The organism is Nonomuraea sp. 10N515B (assembly GCF_052245915.1).
GTDB lineage: Bacteria > Actinomycetota > Actinomycetes > Streptosporangiales > Streptosporangiaceae > Nonomuraea.
The window spans coordinates 64,377-83,222 of sequence record NZ_JBQQBQ010000046.1; the positions used below are offsets into that span (position 1 = coordinate 64,377).

Annotated in this window: 21 protein-coding genes; 13 read left to right on the plus strand and 8 right to left on the minus strand. The window is 69.7% G+C overall.

Features of this window, described 5'->3' with window-relative positions; translation table 11 throughout:
* Nucleotides 1–14: 14 nt before the first annotated feature.
* The 4 genes from ACTWQA_RS43065 to ACTWQA_RS43080 all read right to left on the minus strand — a co-directional run bounded on the left by ACTWQA_RS43065 (nucleotide 15) and on the right by ACTWQA_RS43080 (nucleotide 3,120).
* Nucleotides 15–938, minus strand: a complete 924-nt coding sequence (locus ACTWQA_RS43065) for an NAD(P)/FAD-dependent oxidoreductase (protein WP_443164654.1) — start codon at nucleotides 936–938, stop codon at nucleotides 15–17.
* Nucleotides 938–1,663, minus strand: a complete 726-nt coding sequence (locus ACTWQA_RS43070; protein ID WP_443164655.1) for a class I SAM-dependent methyltransferase — start codon at nucleotides 1,661–1,663, stop codon at nucleotides 938–940. The genes ACTWQA_RS43065 and ACTWQA_RS43070 overlap by 1 nt, the downstream gene beginning before the upstream one ends.
* 90 nt (nucleotides 1,664–1,753) lie before the next feature.
* Entirely contained in the window at nucleotides 1,754–1,981 is a 228-nt protein-coding gene (gene rpsR, locus ACTWQA_RS43075; RefSeq protein ID WP_443164656.1) for a 30S ribosomal protein S18, read from the minus strand.
* Nucleotides 1,978–3,120 (minus strand): CobW family GTP-binding protein, encoded by a 1,143-nt coding sequence (locus ACTWQA_RS43080; RefSeq protein WP_443164657.1) that lies wholly within the window; start codon nucleotides 3,118–3,120, stop codon nucleotides 1,978–1,980. Before ACTWQA_RS43080 ends, rpsR begins: the two co-directional genes overlap by 4 nt.
* A 73-nt stretch (nucleotides 3,121–3,193) precedes the next feature.
* On the opposite strand from ACTWQA_RS43080, the gene rpmG reads away from it, so the two are divergent.
* The 7 genes from rpmG to ACTWQA_RS43115 all read left to right on the plus strand — a co-directional run bounded on the left by rpmG (nucleotide 3,194) and on the right by ACTWQA_RS43115 (nucleotide 8,060).
* Entirely contained in the window at nucleotides 3,194–3,358 is a 165-nt protein-coding gene (rpmG, locus tag ACTWQA_RS43085) for a 50S ribosomal protein L33 (RefSeq protein WP_443164658.1), read from the plus strand.
* Between the two features lie 19 nt (nucleotides 3,359–3,377).
* A complete protein-coding gene (rpmB, locus tag ACTWQA_RS43090; protein ID WP_443164659.1) occupies nucleotides 3,378–3,614 on the plus strand; it encodes a 50S ribosomal protein L28 in 237 nt (78 codons plus the stop codon).
* Entirely contained in the window at nucleotides 3,614–3,913 is a 300-nt protein-coding gene (rpsN, locus tag ACTWQA_RS43095) for a 30S ribosomal protein S14 (RefSeq protein ID WP_305924865.1), read from the plus strand. Before rpmB ends, rpsN begins: the two co-directional genes overlap by 1 nt.
* Nucleotides 3,914–3,915: 2 nt before the next feature.
* Nucleotides 3,916–4,083: a 50S ribosomal protein L32 gene (gene rpmF / locus ACTWQA_RS43100; protein WP_443164660.1), complete on the plus strand. Its 168-nt coding sequence runs from the start codon at nucleotides 3,916–3,918 to the stop codon at nucleotides 4,081–4,083.
* 316 nt (nucleotides 4,084–4,399) lie between these two features.
* Nucleotides 4,400–4,900 carry a (2Fe-2S)-binding protein gene (locus ACTWQA_RS43105; RefSeq protein WP_443164673.1) on the plus strand — a complete coding sequence of 167 codons (501 nt, stop codon included), beginning with the start codon at nucleotides 4,400–4,402 and terminating at the stop codon, nucleotides 4,898–4,900.
* Nucleotides 4,900–5,880 (plus strand): FAD binding domain-containing protein, encoded by a 981-nt coding sequence (locus ACTWQA_RS43110; protein WP_443164661.1) that lies wholly within the window; start codon nucleotides 4,900–4,902, stop codon nucleotides 5,878–5,880. The genes ACTWQA_RS43105 and ACTWQA_RS43110 overlap by 1 nt, the downstream gene beginning before the upstream one ends.
* The gene (locus tag ACTWQA_RS43115) at nucleotides 5,877–8,060 is read left to right on the plus strand and encodes a xanthine dehydrogenase family protein molybdopterin-binding subunit (protein WP_443164662.1); all 2,184 of its coding nucleotides are present in this window, start codon (nucleotides 5,877–5,879) and stop codon (nucleotides 8,058–8,060) included. Before ACTWQA_RS43110 ends, ACTWQA_RS43115 begins: the two co-directional genes overlap by 4 nt.
* Nucleotides 8,061–8,120: 60 nt before the next feature.
* Here ACTWQA_RS43115 and ACTWQA_RS43120 read toward each other — a convergent pair whose 3' ends face one another.
* Nucleotides 8,121–9,038, minus strand: a complete 918-nt coding sequence (locus ACTWQA_RS43120) for an endonuclease/exonuclease/phosphatase family protein (RefSeq protein ID WP_443164663.1) — start codon at nucleotides 9,036–9,038, stop codon at nucleotides 8,121–8,123.
* Nucleotides 9,039–9,079: 41 nt separating this feature from the next.
* A complete protein-coding gene (locus ACTWQA_RS43125; protein WP_443164664.1) occupies nucleotides 9,080–9,751 on the minus strand; it encodes a TetR/AcrR family transcriptional regulator in 672 nt (223 codons plus the stop codon).
* 75 nt (nucleotides 9,752–9,826) lie between these two features.
* Here ACTWQA_RS43125 and ACTWQA_RS43130 point away from each other — a divergent pair, with 75 nt between their 5' ends.
* Both ACTWQA_RS43130 and ACTWQA_RS43135 read left to right on the plus strand, forming a co-directional pair.
* The gene (locus tag ACTWQA_RS43130; RefSeq protein ID WP_443164665.1) at nucleotides 9,827–10,822 is read left to right on the plus strand and encodes an MBL fold metallo-hydrolase; all 996 of its coding nucleotides are present in this window, start codon (nucleotides 9,827–9,829) and stop codon (nucleotides 10,820–10,822) included.
* A 58-nt stretch (nucleotides 10,823–10,880) separates the two neighbouring features.
* Nucleotides 10,881–11,666 (plus strand): maleylpyruvate isomerase family mycothiol-dependent enzyme, encoded by a 786-nt coding sequence (locus ACTWQA_RS43135; RefSeq protein WP_443164666.1) that lies wholly within the window; start codon nucleotides 10,881–10,883, stop codon nucleotides 11,664–11,666.
* An 8-nt stretch (nucleotides 11,667–11,674) separates the two neighbouring features.
* Here the strand turns inward: ACTWQA_RS43135 and ACTWQA_RS43140 are convergent, their stop codons facing one another.
* Complete coding sequence (locus tag ACTWQA_RS43140) at nucleotides 11,675–12,700, minus strand: LacI family DNA-binding transcriptional regulator (protein WP_443164667.1); 1,026 nt, start codon at nucleotides 12,698–12,700, stop codon at nucleotides 11,675–11,677.
* Nucleotides 12,701–12,917: 217 nt separating this feature from the next.
* Here ACTWQA_RS43140 and ACTWQA_RS43145 point away from each other — a divergent pair, with 217 nt between their 5' ends.
* The 4 genes from ACTWQA_RS43145 (at nucleotide 12,918) to ACTWQA_RS43160 (ending at nucleotide 18,012) form a co-directional block, all read left to right on the plus strand.
* Complete coding sequence (locus ACTWQA_RS43145) at nucleotides 12,918–14,240, plus strand: ABC transporter substrate-binding protein (protein WP_443164668.1); 1,323 nt, start codon at nucleotides 12,918–12,920, stop codon at nucleotides 14,238–14,240.
* A gap of 93 nt (nucleotides 14,241–14,333) precedes the next feature.
* Nucleotides 14,334–15,317, plus strand: a complete 984-nt coding sequence (locus ACTWQA_RS43150) for a carbohydrate ABC transporter permease (RefSeq protein ID WP_305922824.1) — start codon at nucleotides 14,334–14,336, stop codon at nucleotides 15,315–15,317.
* Nucleotides 15,314–16,237, plus strand: a complete 924-nt coding sequence (locus tag ACTWQA_RS43155; protein ID WP_443164669.1) for a carbohydrate ABC transporter permease — start codon at nucleotides 15,314–15,316, stop codon at nucleotides 16,235–16,237. Before ACTWQA_RS43150 ends, ACTWQA_RS43155 begins: the two co-directional genes overlap by 4 nt.
* Nucleotides 16,238–16,287: 50 nt before the next feature.
* Nucleotides 16,288–18,012, plus strand: a complete 1,725-nt coding sequence (locus ACTWQA_RS43160) for a glycoside hydrolase family 13 protein (protein ID WP_443164670.1) — start codon at nucleotides 16,288–16,290, stop codon at nucleotides 18,010–18,012.
* A gap of 6 nt (nucleotides 18,013–18,018) precedes the next feature.
* On the opposite strand, the gene ACTWQA_RS43165 is transcribed toward ACTWQA_RS43160, so the two are convergent.
* A complete protein-coding gene (locus ACTWQA_RS43165) occupies nucleotides 18,019–18,696 on the minus strand; it encodes a carboxymuconolactone decarboxylase family protein (RefSeq protein ID WP_443164671.1) in 678 nt (225 codons plus the stop codon).
* Between the last annotated feature and the right edge of the window lie 150 nt (nucleotides 18,697–18,846).

Consider the following 18,846-nt stretch of genomic DNA (forward strand, 5'->3'; position numbering starts at 1 on the left):
TACCCGCAGCGGGATCAGCCCAGTGCCACCGGCAACCCGGCGCGGAACATCTCCTGCTCCAACCAGACCGCGGCCCGCACCCCGTCGGCCGCGCTCGGCCCGACCAAGGTCACCGGTTCGGGCACCGCCTTGAGATGCGCGGCGTCGCCGGCCGCGTAGACGCCGGCCACGCTGGTCCTGCCGTACTCGTCCACCTCGACGCACCCGTCGGGCAGCAGCACGCAGCCGAGCTGGACGGCCAGGTCGGTGTTCGGCCGGGTGGGCGCCCGGTGATAGACGGCCTCGCGCGTCAGCGTGGTCCCGTCCGCGAAGCTCAAGGTCAACGCGTCCAGCTCACCTTCGATGCCCACCAGCGGCGTCTCGATCACGGGGATGCCACGGGCCTTGACGACGGCGGCCACCGGTTCGGGCATGGTGCTCGCACCGTTCGTGCACAACACCACGTCATCGCTGTAGCGATCGGCGACATAGGCCGCCAGCATCGCGTCGAACCCGTTGCCGATGACGGCGAGCACTTTTCCGTTCGTTTCGTAGCCGTGGCAGAAGGGGCAGTGGAACACGCTCTTGCCCCACCGTGCGGCCAGCCCCGCGACCGCGACGGGCTCATCGGTCACCCCGCTCGCCAGCATCAACCGGGACGCCTCGACCTGATCGCCGTCGTCCAAGGTCACCGTGAAGCGGCCGGACTCCCCCTCCGCCGAGGTCACCCGCCCCTTCCTGAGCTCCACCGTCGGATAGGCGGCCACCTCGGCGCGGCCGTCGGCCAGCAGGCGTGCGGGTGAGCCGCCGTCCCGGCCGAGGAACATGTGCATCTCCGCGGCCGGTGCGTTACGCGGCCGACCGGCGTCCACCACCAGGACGCGGCGCCGCTGCCGGCCGAGAACCAGTGCCGCGCTGAGCCCGGCGGGCCCGCCGCCGACCACGACCACCTCGTACATCACGCGCCTCCTCTGTCGATGACATACATGCCGAGTTCCTCCGGACCGGTGTGGGACGCCACGAGGCCGTGCTCGCTCAGCTCCTCCTTGAGCCGCTGCCCGTCCAGCACCCACCAGGCGTAGTCCACCTGCAGCTCGCCGACGAGCCGGTCATCGTGGTAGGTCCGGTACGTCATGTGCCAGGTGAGCCGGTCCGGCCCGGCGGGCTCGGCGCGGCCCCATCCTTCGTATCTGCGCCGTCCGAGGCGGACGTCGGCGAATCTCGAGTCCGGCACCGCCATGGCCTGCGTGGGCGGCAGGAGGTTCAGCACCGCCCGGCCGCCGGGGAGGAGCCGCTCGGCGAGCAGCGCCCAGATCTGCCGCCGCCCGGCCGGGTCGAAGTGGCCGATGACGCTCATGGCGACGACGGCGCCGAGCCGGTCCGGCAGTTCGGCCTCCAACAGCCCCTCCGGCAGCACGGTCACCCGGTCGCGCAGCTCCGCGGACTCGTTCACCCGGGCCAGCAGGACCGACCGCGACCCCGGCGACGGCTCGACGGCCAGGATCTCGGCATCGGCCACCGCCGCGGCGATCACCCGCGTGCCGTGCCCTCCTCCGGCGCCCACGTCCACGATCGGGCCTGACACGCCGCGGAGCGCCTCAGCGAGCGCCGGACTCGTCGCCTCCCAGGACGGCGCGATCATCACGTCGATGAACTCCGCCGATTGTTCGTATTCGTCCGCCACTCGCACCCCTCATGTAGACAAATCGATAATCATTACCATTTTGCGATATGTGGCCTGATCGTCAAGGGCGAAGTGTGCAGGGCCGCCGGTTCACCCGCTGGGGCGGGAGGAGTAGGGGAGCAGGGCCATCTCGCGAGCGGTCTTGATGGCCTTGGCGATCCGGCGTTGCTGCTGCACGGTGACGCCGGTGACGCGGCGGCTGCGGATCTTGCCCCGGTCGGAGACGAACTTGCGCAGCAGGTTGGTGTCCTTGTAGTCGATGCGGTCGGCGTGCAGGAGCGGGTTGGGCTTGCGGCGCGGGGCGTGGGGCTTCTTCACGCGTTCTCCCTGAGAGTGAGGATGGCGGCGAACGGGTCGTGGAAAGCGGTCCAGGCGTCGGGGCCTGCGCTCTCCTCCGCCTCGGTGAGCAGGCAGGAGTCGAGCAGTGCGTGGAAGCGGCCGACGTCGAGGTCGGGGCCGGTGAAGACCAGGTGCTGGACGCGGTCACCGCGCTCGGGGTCCCAATCGAGGGTCGCGGCCAGCCGGCGGGCGGGGGAGACCAGGTCCCAGGCGGCCTCCGGCAGCGCGGCGAGCCAGGGGCCGGCGTTCTCGGCCGAGACGATCCCGGCCACGGCGTCCCAGGCCAGCAGGTGGTCCGGCTGGGTGGCCAGCCAGAAACGGCCGCGTGAGCGTACCGACTCGACCACCAGCTCGTCCACGGCCTCGAAGAAGCGGCCGGGGTGCAGCGGGCGGCGGCTGCGCCACACCGTGGTGACGATCTCCTCCGTCTGGGCGTCGCAGGGCAGTTGCGCGGTGGCGGGATCGACTCGTTCGGCCAGTTCCGCGGTGCACACGGCGGCACCGGTCACCAGCGGCAGGGTGTGGAGCGTGTGGATCGGGCTGATGGGGGCGAGGTGGGCGAGCACCCGGCGCGACAGGTCTTGGTCGTCTTCGTCGCCGCCATGCAGCACCAGGCCGGTGGCGTACTCCAGCTGCCTGGCCAGGACCTCCGCCAGGTAACGCTGGTCCCCGGCGGCCGCGGGCTTGCCTGCTTCGCTGAGAGGTTCGCCGCGGGTGATGTCGCCGGGCATGGCCGCGGCGTCCAGCGCGGTCAGAACGGCGGTGAGCCGCAGCAGGTCATGGGCTTCGTAGCAGTCGACGGCCTCGGCCACTGAGCGCGGTTCCACTGAATCCCACAGGTCCACGATCAGCAGGCTCGAGCGGGGCGCCAGGGCGACGAGCCGGGGGAGCAGGTCCTCGCGGACGGTGCAGGTGATGCAGCCGTGGGCGAGACGAACCTCGGCGGTTTCCAGCAGACCGGTGGCGTCGCGGACGCTGCGGTGGACGCGGTCCTGGACGATCTCGCGCAGATCGTGGTGGACGGCGATGGATCCCGGATGGTCGGCCAGCAGCCGCTCGACGGTGGCGGTACGGGCCGCGCCGTGCAGTCCCGACACCAGGACGACGGGGGTGGGCACTGAGCCTCCAGTTGCGGTGATGAAAATCGTTGTCGTTATCATGGCACATCGCCGCAAGCAGAAAGGAACCGCTGTGGCCAGAAACGAGCTCCGCCCCGTGATCAAACTCCGATCCACGGCAGGCACCGGCTACACCTACGTGACCAGAAAGAACCGCAGAAACGACCCCGACAGGCTCACCCTGCGCAAGTACGACCCGACCGTCCGCCGGCACGTGCTCTTCCGGGAAGAGCGATGAAGAAGGGCGGAAGGATCTGATGTCCGCATACTGCCAGCTCACCGGCGTCAAACCGGTCTTCGGCAACAACGTCTCCCACTCCCATCGCCGCACCCGGCGACGCTGGAACCCCAACATCCAGCGCCGCCGCTACTGGCTGCCCAGCGAGGACCGCTTCGTGCAGCTCACGGTCAGCGCGCGCGCGATCAAGACCATCGACAAGATCGGCATCGAGCAGGCCGTCGCCCGGATCCGGGCCCGAGGAGAGAAGGTCTGATGGCCAAGAAGAGCAAGATCGCCGCCAACGAGCGGCGCAAGGCCGTGGTCCAGCGTTATGCGGAACGGCGGGCCGAGCTGAAGGAGATCATCCGCGTCGGCACCCCGCAGGAACGGGACCAGGCCATGCGCGAGCTCGCCCGCCAGCCCCGCGACGCCAGCGCCACCCGCGTCCGCAACCGCGACTCCGTCGACGGCCGCCCCCGCGGGCACCTCACCAAGTTCGGCCTCTCGCGCGTGCGCTTCCGCGAGATGGCCCATCGCGGGGAACTGCCCGGCATCACGAAGGCGAGCTGGTAGCCGTGGCCGTACCCAAGCGCAAGACGTCGCGCAGCAACACCCGGCACCGCCGCAGCCAGTGGAAGGCCACCGCGCCCGACCTGGTGCCGATCACCGTGAACGGCCGGGAACTACGCGTACCCCGGCCGCTCGTCCGCGCCTACCAGCGGGGATTGATCAGCGTCGATTGAGGTGATTCGGTCACCGGATGCCGGCAACTCCGGGCTGGTCTTGTCCAGCCCGGAGTTGCGCGATGCGCCTGCGCTTGAACACACAGCGTTAACAGGCGGGTTTGGCGAGTAGCGACTCCGGGGCATGCCGACGTGTGAGAACGCCGGTCCTTCGCCGAATCGAGGCGGTGATATGTCTTCCGAGCTCCCGGACTCACGTGTTCCGTCCGAGGTGGAGCCCGCGTCGAGGTGGTCTCGGCGTACGTTCATCGCGACGGCGACGGCGACGGCGGCGACTCTCGGCGGTGTGGCCGTGGCGTGCGATCTGGTGCCGGGGCTGTCTCCGCTCGGAACCGAGCCGGCCGAGGCGCCGCCCAGCGGTCGCGTCTCGCTGGTGGTCAACGGTGAGAGGCACACCGCGACGATCGACAACCGCACCTCGCTGCTGGATCTGCTGCGCGAGCAGCTCGGGCTGACGGGCACCAAGAAGGGCTGCGACGCCGGCGCCTGCGGGGCGTGCACGGTGCTGGTCGACGGCCTGCGGGTCAACGCCTGCCTGACGCTGGCGGTGCGGCTGGAGGGCGCGGCGGTCACCACCGTCGAGGGCCTGGCCGACGGCGGCCGGCTGCACCCTCTGCAGCAGGCGTTCATCGACGAGGACGCCTTCCAGTGCGGCTACTGCACCCCCGGCCAGATCATGTCCGGCATCGGCTGCATCCGAGAGGGCCACACAGGCTCCCCCGAAGAGATCCGAGAGTGGATGAGCGGCAACCTCTGCCGCTGCGGCTGCTACGTGAAGATCGTCAGAGCGGTTGAGCAGGCGGCCAGGAGGGCCTGATGCATCCCTTCTCCTACGTCAAGGTCTCCGACGTCGCCGGCGCGCTCGCCGCCGGGCGCCGTGGCGGCCGCTACCTCGCGGGCGGCACCACGCTGGTCGACCTGATGCGCGAGGGTGTCGAGCGTCCCTCCACGCTCGTCGACATCAGCGCCCTTCCCTTGCGCGAGGTCTCCGCCACCGCGCGCGGGGGCCTGCGCATCGGCGCACTCGTACGGATGGCCGAGGCCGCCGCCCACCCCAAAGTGCGCGCCACCTTCCCCGTCATCTCGCAGGCACTGGAGCTGAGCGCCTCCGCCCAGCTGCGCAACATGGCCACCGTCGGCGGCAACCTCATGCAGCGCACCCGGTGCACGTACTTCCGCGACGTGACGGCGGCCTGCAACAAGCGGGAGCCGGGCTCGGGGTGTGCGGCGCTGGGCGGATTCAACCGTACGCACGCGATCCTCGGTGCTTCCGATCACTGCGTGGCCACCCACCCCTCGGACGTCGCCGTGGCGTTCGCGGCGCTGGAGGCGAGCGTCCACCTGCAGGGCCCAGACGGGCAGCGCAGCGTCGCCCTCGCCGACTTCCTGCTGCCGCCGGGCGGCACACCCCAGCGGGAACAGGCCGTGCGGCCAGGCGAGTTGGTCACCGCTGTCGAGATTCCGGCCCTTCCGCGCCCGCTCGGCTCCGGCTACTTGAAGGTGGCCGACCGGCAGTCGTATCAGTTCGCGCTGACCTCGGCGGCGGTCGCCCTGCACGTGCGCGATGGTGTCATCCGGGAGGCGAAAGTGGCCGCCGGAGGCGTCGGCACCGTGCCGTGGAAGCTGCCCGCCGTTGAACGCCGCCTCATCGGCGAACGGCCGTCGGAGGCGCTGTGGGCCGAAGCGGCCGAGCAGGCGGCCGACGGAGCTCGCCCGCTCAAACACAACACGTTCAAAATCGAGCTGCTCAAGCGCACCGTCGAACGCCAGCTGCGCATCGTGGGAAACGCCCCATGAGCCGGCAAGCCGTCGGGGCGCCGCTGTCCCGGGTGGACGGGCACCTGAAAGTGACCGGACAAGCGAAGTACGCCGCCGACCACCCCACCGAAGGGGTCGTACACGCCGTCATCGTCGGCAGCACCGTCGGCCGCGGACGCATGACCGGCATCGACACCCGCGCCGCCCTCGCCCACCCCGGTGTCCTGACGGTGATCAGCCACCTCAACGCGCCCAAGCTGGCCTACAGGCCCAATCCGAGTTCGAACAACCCGGAAGGCGGCGAGCGGCTGCACGTCTTCCAGGACGACAAGGTCCTCTTCCACGGGCAGCCGGTCGCGGTCGTGGTGGCCACGACGCCGCAGGCGGCTCAGCACGGCGCGAGCCTGGTCGAGGTCCGCTACGACGCCGAGAAGCCGGCAACGGACCTGACCGGCGCCCACGCGCACGAGCCCGTGACCTACGCGCGCGGCGACGCCGACCAGGCCGTGGACTCCGCCACGGTGCGGCTGGAAATGACGTACCGCACCGCCCGCAACCACCACAACGCGATGGAGCCGCACGCCACCATCGCCCGCTGGGACGGCGACCGGCTCACGGTGTGGGACAAGACCCAGTGGGTCGTCGGCACGCAGAGGGAACTCGCCGCCGTGTTCGGCATCGAGCTGGACGCGGTGCGGGTCATCTCGCCGTTCGTGGGCGGGGCGTTCGGCAGCGGCCTGCGGGCCTGGCCGCACGTCACCATCGCGGCCCTCGCCGCGCGCGAGGCCGGCCGTCCGGTCAAGCTCGTCCTCACCCGCAAGCAGTTGTACGCCGGAACGGGCCACCGGCCCGCGTACGCGTATCACCTGCGTCTGGGCAGCGACCGGCGCGGCCGGCTGACCGCGATGGTCCACGACATCACGGCGGAGACCTCGTCGTACGAGAACTTCCGGGAGAACGTCCTGGCGGCGGGGCAGGCGCTCTACACCATGCCCCACGTCCGCCAGGCGTACCGGACCGTGCCGTTGGATGTGAACACCCCGCTGTACATGCGCGGCCCGGGTCACGCCACGGCGGCCTACGTCATCGAGTCGGCCTTGGACGAACTCGCCCACGAACTCGGCATCGATCCGATCGAACTGCGCCGGCGCAACGAACCCGCCAAGGACGAGTCGAACGGGATGCCTTTCTCCACCCGGCGGCTGCGCGAGTGCTACACCGTCGGCGCCCGCGCGTTCGGGTGGGACCGGCGCGCCCCCAAACCCCGCTCCACCCGCGACGGCGACTGGCTGATCGGCATGGGCATGGCCGCCGCCGCCCACGGCACCCTGCGCAACCCGGCCCAGGCCCGGGTCCTGCTCGACGCACGTGGCGTTGCGCGGGTCGAGGCGGCGACCAGCGACATGGGCCCCGGCACGTACACCTCCATGACCCAGGTCGCCGCCGACGCCCTCGGGCTGCCCGCAAGCTCCGTGGATTTCCGGCTCGGCGACTCCACCATGCCGACGACCCCGGCGCACGGCGGCTCGCAGACCACGGCCAGCGTCGGCTCCGCCGTCCAGGACGGCTGCGACAAGCTGCGGCGCCAGGCGATCGAGCTGGCCGTCGGCGACGAGCGATCCCCGCTGCACGGCGTCGGCGCCGGCGACGTCGCGGTCGGCGACGGCCGGCTGCACGTCAAGAACGACCCCGCGCGCGGGGAGACGTACCAGCAGCTCCTGGCCCGCAACAACCGCACCCGCCTCGAAACGCTCGGCGCCTTCGCCCCCGGGGAGCCCCGGTTCTCCACGTACGCCTACGGCGCCACGTTCGCCGAGGTCGCCGTGGACCGCCGCCTCGGCCTGGTCCGCGTCCGGCGGATGCTCGGCGTCTACGACGTGGGGCGGATCATCAGCCCCAAGCTCGCCGACAGCCAGGCACACGGTGGCATGGTGGGCGGCATCGGCATGGCCCTGCTGGAGGACACGGTCACCGACCACCGCGACGGCAGGATCGTCAACAGCAATCTCGCCGACTACCTCGTCCCGGTCAACGCCGACGTCTCCGACCTGCGGGCGATCTTTCTCGACGGCGAGGACCGCGAGGCCGACCCCATCGGCGTCAAGGGCCTCGGTGAGGTGGTGCATATCGGGGTGGCGCCCGCCATCGCCAACGCCGTCTTCCACGCCACCGGCCGCCGGGTCCGTGAGCTCCCCATCACGGCTGAGGCTCTGCTGTGAACACCGGGATACAACGAACTCAGCCGGCAGGCTGGGTAAGGCCCGGCACCACGTTCCGGATCAGAGGCGAATGTGGGCGGCGATCGGTAGGTGGTCGCTGCCCGTCCTGGGGAGCGATCGGAGCTCGGTCACCGTCATCGCGCGGGTCAGGATCTGGTCGATGCGTGCCAGCGGGGCCCGGGCCGGCCAGCTGAAGGCGAAATCGCGAGGTGGGGCGGCCATCAGCGAGAGGACCGGGCGCAACCCACGGTCGTCGACGCTGCTGTTGAGGTCGCCGAGCAGAAGCATGCGATCAACGGGCTCGGCGGCCAGCAACGCGCCCAGCCGGCGGGCGCTCTCGTCCCGGCGTACGGAGTCGAATCCGCCCAGACCGATGCGCACCGAGGGCAGATGAGCTACGTAGATCGCGATGTCGCCGTGCGGGGTGCGGGCGACCGCCCGCAGTCCGCGGTTCCAGTCAGGGCCGACGTCCTGCGGGCGGATGTCCACCGGGGCCACCTCGGCAAGCGGGTGGCGGGACCAGAGGCCGACCGTGCCCTGCACGGTCCGATATGGGTAGTCGGGGCGCAGTGCGGCGTCCCAGGCCGGCATGGTTGCGGGTACGAGCTCCTCCAGGCCGATCAGGTCCGGCCGGGTCGCGATGAGCTTGCCCGCTGTGCCGGCCGGGTCGGTGTTCTCGTCACTGACGTTGTGCTGCACCGCGACCAGGTGATGGGGCTGCTCCTCTTGGGGCAGCACGTACCCGCCGAACTGGGCAAGCCACGCGATGGCGGGTAGCAGTGCGGCCAGCGCGCTCACCGCGGAGCGCCGCCACCAGGCCAGGCCGAGCAGCACGGGAACGATCAGCACGAGCCACGGCAGAAACGTCTCGACCAGGCTGCCGAGGTGACCGATCCCATTCGGCACGACCCGGGGGAAGGCCAGGACGGTGGCGGTCAGCGCCGCGAGTGCGAGCACGACGACACGGAAGATCGGCACAGCGCGATCTTCGCAGGCTTCCGCCCGTCCGGCATCACCGATCACTCGATGCCGGTGCGAGCCAGGCGTTCGGTGTGGGCCGAGTGTGCGGCCGGCCAGCCCGCCGCGGGGGACGTCTCCCGGGCCAGGCCGTTGAGCGCGGAGCGGACCACGCGCTCGGTCTGAAGATCAACCGCCCGGGAGCCCTCGATGTGGACCAGGCCGTCGGCGAGCAGCACGGCCAGTCCGTGGATCGCCGCCCAAAGCACGAACTCGGCTCCCGGGCGCGCGGAGGCGGGCAGGGCGCCGGCCTCCGCGAGCCGGTCGAGCTCCGCGGTGAGCACGTCGTGTGGGTGGGTGGAGATGGACGCATGCGGGCCGGTGGCGCCGCCGCGCAGGACGAGCCGGGCGACGGCCGGGTCTTCGAGAGCCCAGCTCACATAGCCGCGACCCAGGGCGATCAGGCGCTGTTGTGGGTCGTTCCGCTGGTCCGGCGCCTGCTCGCACTCCTGTCTGAGGTGTTCCCCGAGCCAGGCGAGCGTCCGCTCGGACAGGGCGCGGACCAGCGCGTCCCGTGAGGCGAAGTGGTGGTAGGCGGCGCTCGGGCTGACGCCGACCTGTGCCGAGGCCTCCCGCAGGGACCAGCCATCGGTCCCGCGCTCGCGTACGAGTGCCTCGGCGGCGTCCAGCAGCGCGCTGTGCAGGTCGCCGTGGTGATATCGCCCTTTAGCCACCACTCGATCTTAACACCGCTCAGATCCCTGCTACGCTCAAAGGGATCTCAACACTGTTCAGATTGGAGCCGGGTCATGTGCCCCACCGATTCCCCGCTGACCCCGAATGCCTCGCTGGCCGGCGAAAGTGACCTCCCCGACGTACGGATGAGCCCGCCGCCGATCGTGCGAGGCGAGCCCGTCAAGGTGTCCGACGGCGTGTACGTCATCTCCGACAAGCGCGTCGAGCTCGTCCCGAATGTCGGCATCGTCGTGGGTGAGCACGCCGCGCTGGTCATCGACACCGGCATCGGCCCCCGCAACGGCGCGTACGTCCTGGAGCAGGCCCGGCGCCTGGCCGGCGAGCGGCGCCTGTACTTGACCGTCACGCACTTCCACCCCGAGCACGGGTTCGGGGCGCAGGCGTTCAAGGGCGTCGCGACGATCGTCTACAACGCCTCCCAGCGCGCGGAGTTGCACCGCAAGGGCGCCGCCTACATCGACCTGTTCAAGGACCTGAGCCCCGCCGTCGCGGCCGAACTCCAGGACGTCGAACTCGTCGATCCTGACCTGGTCTACGAGGGCGAGGCCGAGATCGACCTGGGTGGACGCAGGGCGGCACTGCGTGCCGTCGGGCCGGCGCACACGGGCTCCGACCAGGTCATCCTGATCGACGACCGGGTGCTGTTCGGCGGCGACCTGTTCGAGACGCGTATCTTCCCGATCGCGCCGTACTTCCCGCCCTACGACGTGGACGTGGACGGCGGGCGCTGGATCGGCGTGCTCGACGAGCTGATCGCCCTCGACGCCGAGATCGTCGTGCCCGGCCACGGCGAAGTGGCCGGCACCTCGCTGATCCGCGACGTTCGCGACTACCTCGACCACGTGCGCGGGGAGGCCGCGCGGCTGCGGGCGGCCGGCGCCTCCGCGGACGAGACGGCGGCGACGATCGACAAGGAGGCCCGTGTCCGCTGGGCCACCTGGGAGCGGCCCGAGTGGATCGGCTTCGCCGCCCGCGCCTTCTACGACAGCGCCGGGGGCGGCTGGGCCGCGAGCACGGGCTCGGCGGCGACGCCCGCACCGCCCTCATGACGCTCCTGGCCGGCTGCATCGGATACCCTCAGGCGTCGCAACCAGAACCGGAGAACACATGAGCAGCCCCGACCCGGTGATCGCCGCGGTGCGCAGCGAGCACGACCGCCTGGCCGCACTGGTACGCACGTTCGACGAGGCCGCGCTGGCCCGGCCGTCCGGCGCGGCCGAATGGGACATCTCGCAGGTGCTCAGCCACCTGGGCAGCGGCGCCGAGATCACGCGGGCCACCGTCCTGGCCGCCCTCGGCGACGGGCCGAGGCCCAGCCGCGAGGAGATGGAGAGCATCTGGCAGACCTGGAACGGCATGACGCGCAGGCAGCGCGCCGACGGGTTCCTCCAAGCCGACGAGGCCCTGGCCACGCTCTATGAGTCGCTGGACGCGTCCGCCCGCGAGAACCTGCGCATCGACATGGGCTTCCTTCCCGCACCGGTAGGCCTGGCGACCGCGGTCCGGCTGCGGCTCAGCGAGCTGGCGCTGCACTCGTGGGACGTACGCGCCGGCTTCGACGAGCGCGCGACGCTGACCGCCGGCACCGCCGAGCAGCTCCTGCACGGAGAACCCGACCTGATCGGCTGGATCGGCAAGCCGTCTGGGGATGCGCACGCAGTGGTCGTGGTCACCACGACCGAGCCCGCGTCGGTCTTCGCGCTCCGCCTGCAGGATCGGATCAGCGTGGACTTCGACGTCCCGGACGCACCCGATGGCACGCTCACGCTGCCCGCCGAGGCGTGGCTGCGGCTCGTGGCGGGGCGGCTCGGGCCGTCGCACACCCCTGAGGGCGTCGTCGCCACGGGCGCCGCCGACCTCGACCTGCTGCGCAAGGTCTTCCCCGGCTACTGATCCGACAGTCAGGCTTCCGCGACCTGCTCTCTGGCGGGCGCGGTGCTCTGCCGCTCGACGAGCACGCCGGGAAGCAGCCGCTGGGCCGGCTGGGCGTTGGGGGCGGCCAGATGGTCGATGAGCGCCTCGACGGCGGCGCTGGCGATCTCCGTCGCGGGTGGGGTCGCCGTTGTCAGCTCCGGGTCGGTCGACTCGGGCTCGCCGTTGGAGCACATGATGAAGGACAGCCGTTCGGGGATCGGCCGGTCGAGGTCGCGTGCCTCGTGCATCGCGCCGAGAGTGGCCTCCCAGTTGTAGCCGATGACGGCCGTCATGTGCGGCGCGTCGTCCAGGAGTGCGCGGAGCGCCGCCCGGCCTGCGCCGACCGTGTGCTCGCTGGTGATGACGGTGCAGTCGACCGCGAGGTCGGCGCAGGATCGCCGGACGGCGTCGGCGAAGCGCACGGCTGCTCCGATCCCTCGTACGCCCTCCTCGTACGGGGCGTTGAGCAGGCCGATGGTCCGATGTCCGAGACCCGCGAGATGCTCGACCGCGACGCGCGCGATCTGATCGAAGTCGGCGTCGACGTAGGGGATGTGGCCGGGCTCGCTGGTGCGGCCGATCAGCCCGACGGGGATGCCGGCCTGTTTGAGGAAATCCACGCGTTTGTCGGTGAGGGTGACCTGCATCAGCAGGAACCCCTGGATGAGTCCGGCTCGAGCCAGCTGGCGCAGCTCGTCCATGTCGTCCTGCCCGGTCGTCCAGAGGACGACGTGGAAGCCCCGCGCACGGGCGGCGTCAGTGGCGGCCAGGACGTATTCCAGGTCGGAGCCGACGATCGTCCGCGGCTGGGAGGGGAAGACGATCGCGATGATGCGGCTGCGCCCGCCGGCCAGGGCGCTGGCCATGGCGTTGGGGGTGTAGCCGAGCTGCTCCATGGCGTCGAGCACCTTGCGGCGGGTCTCCGGGCGGATCGACCGCGCGCCGGTGAGCACATGCGAGACGGTGCCGGTCGAGACACCGGCGAGGCGAGCGACATCAGCTCTGGTGACCATGCGTGAAGTGTCCTGGGGGTCGGGGGACAGGAACCATGGGTTACCACATGTTACGTAAATGTTACCGGCTGACCAGTTCAGCGTTCCTGGGAATCATACCTATCTTTGACTCGCGTCAATTTCCCGTTGGCGGGCCTGTCTCCCTGCTGTCAGGCTCCTCCACCGGGGAACGCCGGGGCGCCTGCCGGCCCCCGCGCGAATTTCAAGGGAGTCACAGATGCGACGGACCAAACTGATCCAAACGCTCGCGCCGTTGACCGCTCTCGCGCTGCTGTCGAGCGGCTGCCTGAGCGACGGAGGCTCGAAGGCGACCAGCGGAGCCGGCACGGGGAACACCAGCAAGACCGTGGAAATCATGACCGGCATGACCGGCGACGGCCTGAACGCGCTGAAGATGTCGCTGGATCCGTACGCGAAAGAGCAGGGCATCACGATCAAGTGGTCCCCGTCGGACAACTTCAACCAGCTCATCGTCACCCGCGTCCAGGGCAACAACCTGCCGGACATCGCGCTGTTCCCGCAGCCCGGCATCATGAAGGACCTCGCGGCCAAGGGCCGGCTCGCCCCGCTCGACGACCTCCTCGACATGCCGACGCTGAAGAACAGCATGACGCCCGGGACGCTGGAGGCCGGCAGCAAGGACGGCAAGCTCTACGGCCTCATGGCGAGCATGAACGTCAAGAGCCTGGTCTTCTACCCCAAGCAGGCCTTCGAGTCCGCCGGGTACGAGATTCCGACGTCCATCCCCGACCTGCTGGCGCTCACCGACAAGATCCGCGCGGAGGGCAAGACCCCCTGGTGCCTCGGCATCGAGTCCGGGCCCGCCACCGGCTGGCCGGCGACGGACTGGATGGAAGAGCTGGTGCTGAAGTACGGCGGCACCGCCAAGTACGACGACTGGATCAATCACAAGATCAAGTTCGACTCGCCACTGGTCCGCCAGGCCGCCGGCACCTTCGAGAAGATCGCCTTCACCGAGGGCAACGTCCTGGGCGGTCGCAAGTCCATCGCCAGCAACAACTTCGGCACGGCCGGCAACCCCATGTTCCGCAACCCGCCTGGCTGCTTCATGTACAAGCAGGGCAACTTCGTCGCCGCCAAGGGCTTCTTCCCCGACGACGTGGTGGCCGACATCGACAACCGCGTCGGCGTCTTCGGCTTCCCGCCCGCCACCGCCGGCGGCGACAACCCCGTCGAAGGCGGCGGCGACCTGGCCGGCCTGTTCAGCAAGGACAACGAGTCCGCCAAGAAGCTCCTGCAGTACATGAGCACCAAGGACTTCGGCGTGGCCGGCGCCAAGACCGGCGCGTGGCTGTCCCCCCACAAGGACTTCGACGTCGCCAGCTATCCCACCCAGACGATCCAGAACATCGCGAAGATCGCCTACCAGTCGACCGGCATCGCCTTCGACGGCTCCGACGCGATGCCAGGAGCCGTCGGCTCCGGCAGCTTCTGGAAGGGCATGACGGGGTGGATCAGCAACCAGCAGAGCCTCGACCAGGCACTCAAGGCGATCGACGACAGCTGGCCGGCGAGCTGACGGCATGACGGACCCCCGCGGTGCGCGCGGCGGACGCAGCCGCGCGCACCGTCCCTCAGGCGCAACGGGTACGCCCGGGAAAGAAGCAGAGCCATGCTGATCAAGACGATCAACGCCGTTCTCGCCGTCCTCGCCGGAGTGGGTGGCGCCCTGGTCCTGTTCTGGGTGCTCAACCGGCTGGTGGGGCTGCTGCCCGGCAAGTGGGAGGATCGCCTCAAGCCGTACGTCTACATCGGCCCGGCCTTCCTCGCGATCAGCCTCTACCTGATCTACCCGGCGATCCAGACGATCCACTTCAGCTTCGCCAACGCCGACAGCACCGCCTACGTCGGGCTCGACAACTACACCTCGCTGCTCGGGTCGGCCGGCTTCCGCTCCACCCTGGTCAACACGCTCCTGTGGATCGTCATCGTGCCCGCCGTGACCATCGCGCTGGGGCTCGGCATCGCCGTCTTGTCCGACCGGCTCAGGCCGCGCGCGGAGAAGCTGGCCAAGACGGCCATCTTCATGCCCATGGCGATCTCCGCGGTCGGCGCCGGGACCATTTGGCGCTTCGTCTACGCGACGAACCCGCCCGGAGAGCCGCAGATCGGCGTGCAGAACGCGATCGTCACCGCCCTCGGGTTCGACCCGGTCAACTGGCTGCAGATCACCGACTTCAAGTTCAACAGCCTCGAGCTCATGGTGATGCTGCTGTGGGCGCAGGTCGGCTTCTCCATGGTCCTGCTCTCGGCCGCCATCAAGGGCGTGCCGGCCGACACGCTGGAGGCGGCCAGGATCGACGGGGCGAGGGAGCGCCAGATCTTCTTCAAGGTGATCGTTCCGCAGATCCGCGGGACCATCATCACGGTCTTCGTCACGGTGACGATCGGCGTCATGAAGCTGTTCGACATCGTCTACGTCATGACGAACGGCGACTTCGACACCAACGTCATCGGCGTGCAGTTCTTCAACGAGCTCTTCACGAACTTCAACAACGGCCACGCGGCCGCGATCGTGGTCATGCTGATGATCGCCATCATTCCGATCATGATTTACCAGGTGCGCCAGTTCCGTACCGAGGAGGCCGGGCGATGAGCATCACCGAACGACCCGTGACCCGTTCCGCGGGCTCGTCCCCCGCCCACCGGCAGACCGCCCCGCGCCGGACGCGCCACCAGGGAGAAGCCACCCCGGTGGCCAAGGCCACCGTGATCTTCGTCTGCACCCTGTGGGTGATCCCGACGCTGGGCCTGCTGATCACGTCGTTCCGCACCAAGGACGACGCCAACGCGCTCGGCTGGTGGACGATCTTCACCGACCCCGCGTCACTGGGCCGCCTCACGACCCAGGCTTACAGCGAGGTCATCGCGCAGGCGAACCTCGACCAGGCGTTCGTGAACAGCTTCGCGATCGCGCTGCCGGCGACGTTCATCCCGCTGCTCATCGCGGCGTTCGCGGCGTACGCGTTCGCGTTCATGAGGTTCCCCGGGCGCAACACGCTGTTCATCGTGATCGTCAGCCTGCTCGTCGTGCCGAACTACGTGGCGCTGGTGCCGGTCCTGCAGCTCTACGGAGACTTCGGCATCAACGGGACGTTCCCGGCCGCGTGGCTGGCGCACATCGGCTTCGGCATGTCACTGGCGATCTACATCCTGCGTAACTACATGGCGACGCTGCCGCAGGCGGTGCTCGAATCGGCCAAGATCGACGGCGCCAGCCACTTCACCATGTTCTGGCGGCTCATCATGCCCATGTGCGTGCCGGCGCTCGCGTCGTTCGCGATCTTCCAGTTCCTGTGGGTCTGGAACGACCTGCTCATCGCCCTCGTCTTCATCGGACCGGGCGAGAACGAGCCGATCACTATCGCAGTCAAATCGCTCATGGGTCAGCAGGGCCAGGGCTGGCAACTGGTCACCGCGGGCGGCTTCATCTCGATGGTGGTACCCATCCTGTTCTTCCTCGCCCTGCAGCGCTTCTTCGTCCGCGGCCTCACCGCCGGGTCCGTCAAAGGCTGACGTTCCGCCGTACCCGCAGCTCATTTCCGTGACCTGAGAGAAAGATCCTTATGCCCACACCACCCGCTGCCCCGCCGCACGAGGAGCCCTGGTGGACCTCGGCCGTCGTCTACCAGGTCTATGTGCGCAGCTTCGCCGACTCCGACGGTGACGGAATCGGCGACCTGCGGGGCTTGCTGAGTAAGGTGGACTATCTGAGCCATCTGGGCATCGACGTCGTCTGGCTGTCCCCGATCTACCCCTCCCCCCAGGACGACGGCGGCTACGACGTCAGCGACTACCAGGGCATCGACCCGCTCTTCGGGACGCTCGCGGACTTCGACGAACTGCTCGCCGCGCTGCACGCCAGAGGCATCAAGCTGATCATCGACCTCGTCGTCAACCACACCTCGGACGAGCACCCGTGGTTCAAAGCCTCCCGATCGGACCCATCCAGCCCCTATCGCGACTGGTACTGGTGGCGTCCGGCACGTCCCGGGAAGGTCCCCGGCAAGCCCGGCTCTGAACCGAACAACTGGCGGTCGGCCTTCTCCGGCTCGGCCTGGGAGTTCGACGAGGACACGCAGGAGTACTACCTGCACCTCTTCTCGCGCCGCCAGCCCGATCTCAACTGGGAGAACCCCCAGGTCCGCCAGGCCGTCCACCAGATGATGTGCTGGTGGCTGGACCGCGGTGTCGACGGCTTCCGGATGGACGTCATCAACATGATCTCCAAGGACGTCCTTCTGCCCGACGGCCCGCCGATCCCGGGCGAGGACTTCGGCGATGGCGGCCCGTTCTACCTCTGCGGTCCACGCCTGGACGAGTTCCTCCAGGAGATGCGCCAGGAGGTGTTCGCCGGCCGCGGCGATCACGTGCTGACCGTCGGCGAGATGCCGAACGTCACGCTGGAGCAGGCCCGCGCCATCACCGATCGCCACTCGCCCCGCCTCGACATGGTCTTCCAGTTCGAACATGTCCAGGTGGACCAGGGGCCGGGAGGGAAGTTCGACCTGCTCCCACTGCGCCCGGCGGACCTCAAGGCATCCCTCAGCCGGTGGCAGGAGGGGCTGGCGGGCACCGGGTGGAACACCCTCTATCTCGGCAACCACGACCAGCCGCGGCTGGTGTCGAGGTTCGGTGATGCGGATGAGCTGCGCGTCCCCTCGGCCAAGGCGCTCGCCACAATGCTGCACCTGCACCGCGGCACGCCCTTCATCTTCCAGGGGGACGAGCTCGGCATGACGAACTACCCCTGGCGCGAGGCGAGCGAGTTCCGCGACATCGAGTCGCTCAACCACTACCGCGATCGGGTGGAACGTGGCGAGAATCCCGAGACGGTTATGCAGACCTTGCGCCGGATGAGCCGGGACAACGCCCGCACGCCGATGCAATGGGACGCTTCGACGCACGCCGGGTTCAGCACCGGCACCCCATGGCTGAGCGTTCACCCCGATCACGCCGAGGTGAACGTCGCACGGCAGCTGGACGACCCGGATTCCGTGCTGTCTCACTACCGCAGGCTCATCGCCCTGAGGCATGAGGAGCCGGCCGTCTCCAGGGGAGATTTCACCCTGTTGCTGCCGTCGCACGAGCAGGTGTACGCCTTCATGCGCCGTCATGAGGGGACCGAGGTGCTGGTCGTGACGAACCTCACCGGTGCGGAGGCCAACGCCGGATCGCTGCCCGGCGCTCTCGCCTGGCTGGAGGCCGAGCTCCTGCTCATGAACTATCCGGGCGTGCCTACCTCATGGCGGCTGCGCCCGTTCGAGTCCCGGGTCTACCGCCGCCGCTGACGACGTTCATGTCGCGTTCTCCGTGCCAGAGCTCCGCTGAGGAAGCAGGGCCTCCGCGGCGGTCCAAGCCCGGGCGAGCCCGAACTCGGCCAGGCCGCGGATGAGGTCGCGGAAGGCTTCCTCGGTGGCCCCGTCCGCCTGCGCCAAGGCGGCGTGCAGGCGCATCGACTGGCCCAGCGTCTGGTAGAAGACGTCCACGGTCAGGCAGGCGATGGCTCGCTCGCGGATGCTGAGGTGCGGGCGGGCCCAGCGTTGGGCGAGCTGGTCCTCGGTGAAGGCGGCCAGCCCCGGGTCCACGGCCTCGAGACCGTGGATGGCGCGGGCCAGCGCTCCGGTCAGCGGCACCGGCTTGACTGGGTCGGTGTCCTGCGCCGGGGGCAGGCCGAGTTCGGTCAGGCGCTGGAAGGCTGGGACGAGGATGGGGTAGCCCACGTAGGGAGCCAGGTGGCGGTAGAGCTCCCTGATGGCCTCGGGGTCGACGCCGTTGGACAGGGCCATCTGGACGTGCATGGCCAGGGGCAGGTCCAGATGCGGGTGGCACAGGTCGGCGGTCAGGCAGACGAAGGCCTTCTCGCGCATGGTCAGGTGGGTCAGCCCCCACAGGTTGTGGCCCGCGCCGACAGCGAGCTGGGCGAAGACGGGGTCGAGCGCGACGAGGGCGTCGGCTCCGGCGAGCTGGGTCATGGGGTGCTCCGTTCAGGACAGGTCGCGGGTCAGGACAGGCCCAGTGCGCGCAGCCGCAGGGCGTCGAGGGTGTATTGGGGGACGATGCGGCCGAGCGTGCTCATCAGCCGTGACTTCTTGCCGACCGGGTAGCGCGAGCGCGGCTTGCGG

Excerpts from the sequence above, each read along its gene's own strand:
- ACTWQA_RS43065 (WP_443164654.1), bottom strand. The coding sequence starts at position 938 with ATGTACGAGGTGGTCGTGGTCGGCGGCGGGCCCGCCGGGCTCAGCGCG.
- rpmB (WP_443164659.1), top strand. The coding sequence starts at position 3,378 with ATGTCCGCATACTGCCAGCTCACCGGCGTCAAACCGGTCTTCGGCAAC.
- rpsN (WP_305924865.1), top strand. The coding sequence starts at position 3,614 with ATGGCCAAGAAGAGCAAGATCGCCGCCAACGAGCGGCGCAAGGCCGTG.
- ACTWQA_RS43110 (WP_443164661.1), top strand. The coding sequence starts at position 4,900 with ATGCATCCCTTCTCCTACGTCAAGGTCTCCGACGTCGCCGGCGCGCTC.
- ACTWQA_RS43115 (WP_443164662.1), top strand. The coding sequence starts at position 5,877 with ATGAGCCGGCAAGCCGTCGGGGCGCCGCTGTCCCGGGTGGACGGGCAC.
- ACTWQA_RS43130 (WP_443164665.1), top strand. The coding sequence starts at position 9,827 with ATGTGCCCCACCGATTCCCCGCTGACCCCGAATGCCTCGCTGGCCGGC.
- ACTWQA_RS43135 (WP_443164666.1), top strand. The coding sequence starts at position 10,881 with ATGAGCAGCCCCGACCCGGTGATCGCCGCGGTGCGCAGCGAGCACGAC.
- ACTWQA_RS43140 (WP_443164667.1), bottom strand. The coding sequence starts at position 12,700 with ATGGTCACCAGAGCTGATGTCGCTCGCCTCGCCGGTGTCTCGACCGGC.
- ACTWQA_RS43145 (WP_443164668.1), top strand. The coding sequence starts at position 12,918 with ATGCGACGGACCAAACTGATCCAAACGCTCGCGCCGTTGACCGCTCTC.
- ACTWQA_RS43150 (WP_305922824.1), top strand. The coding sequence starts at position 14,334 with ATGCTGATCAAGACGATCAACGCCGTTCTCGCCGTCCTCGCCGGAGTG.
- ACTWQA_RS43155 (WP_443164669.1), top strand. The coding sequence starts at position 15,314 with ATGAGCATCACCGAACGACCCGTGACCCGTTCCGCGGGCTCGTCCCCC.
- ACTWQA_RS43160 (WP_443164670.1), top strand. The coding sequence starts at position 16,288 with ATGCCCACACCACCCGCTGCCCCGCCGCACGAGGAGCCCTGGTGGACC.
- ACTWQA_RS43165 (WP_443164671.1), bottom strand. The coding sequence starts at position 18,696 with ATGACCCAGCTCGCCGGAGCCGACGCCCTCGTCGCGCTCGACCCCGTC.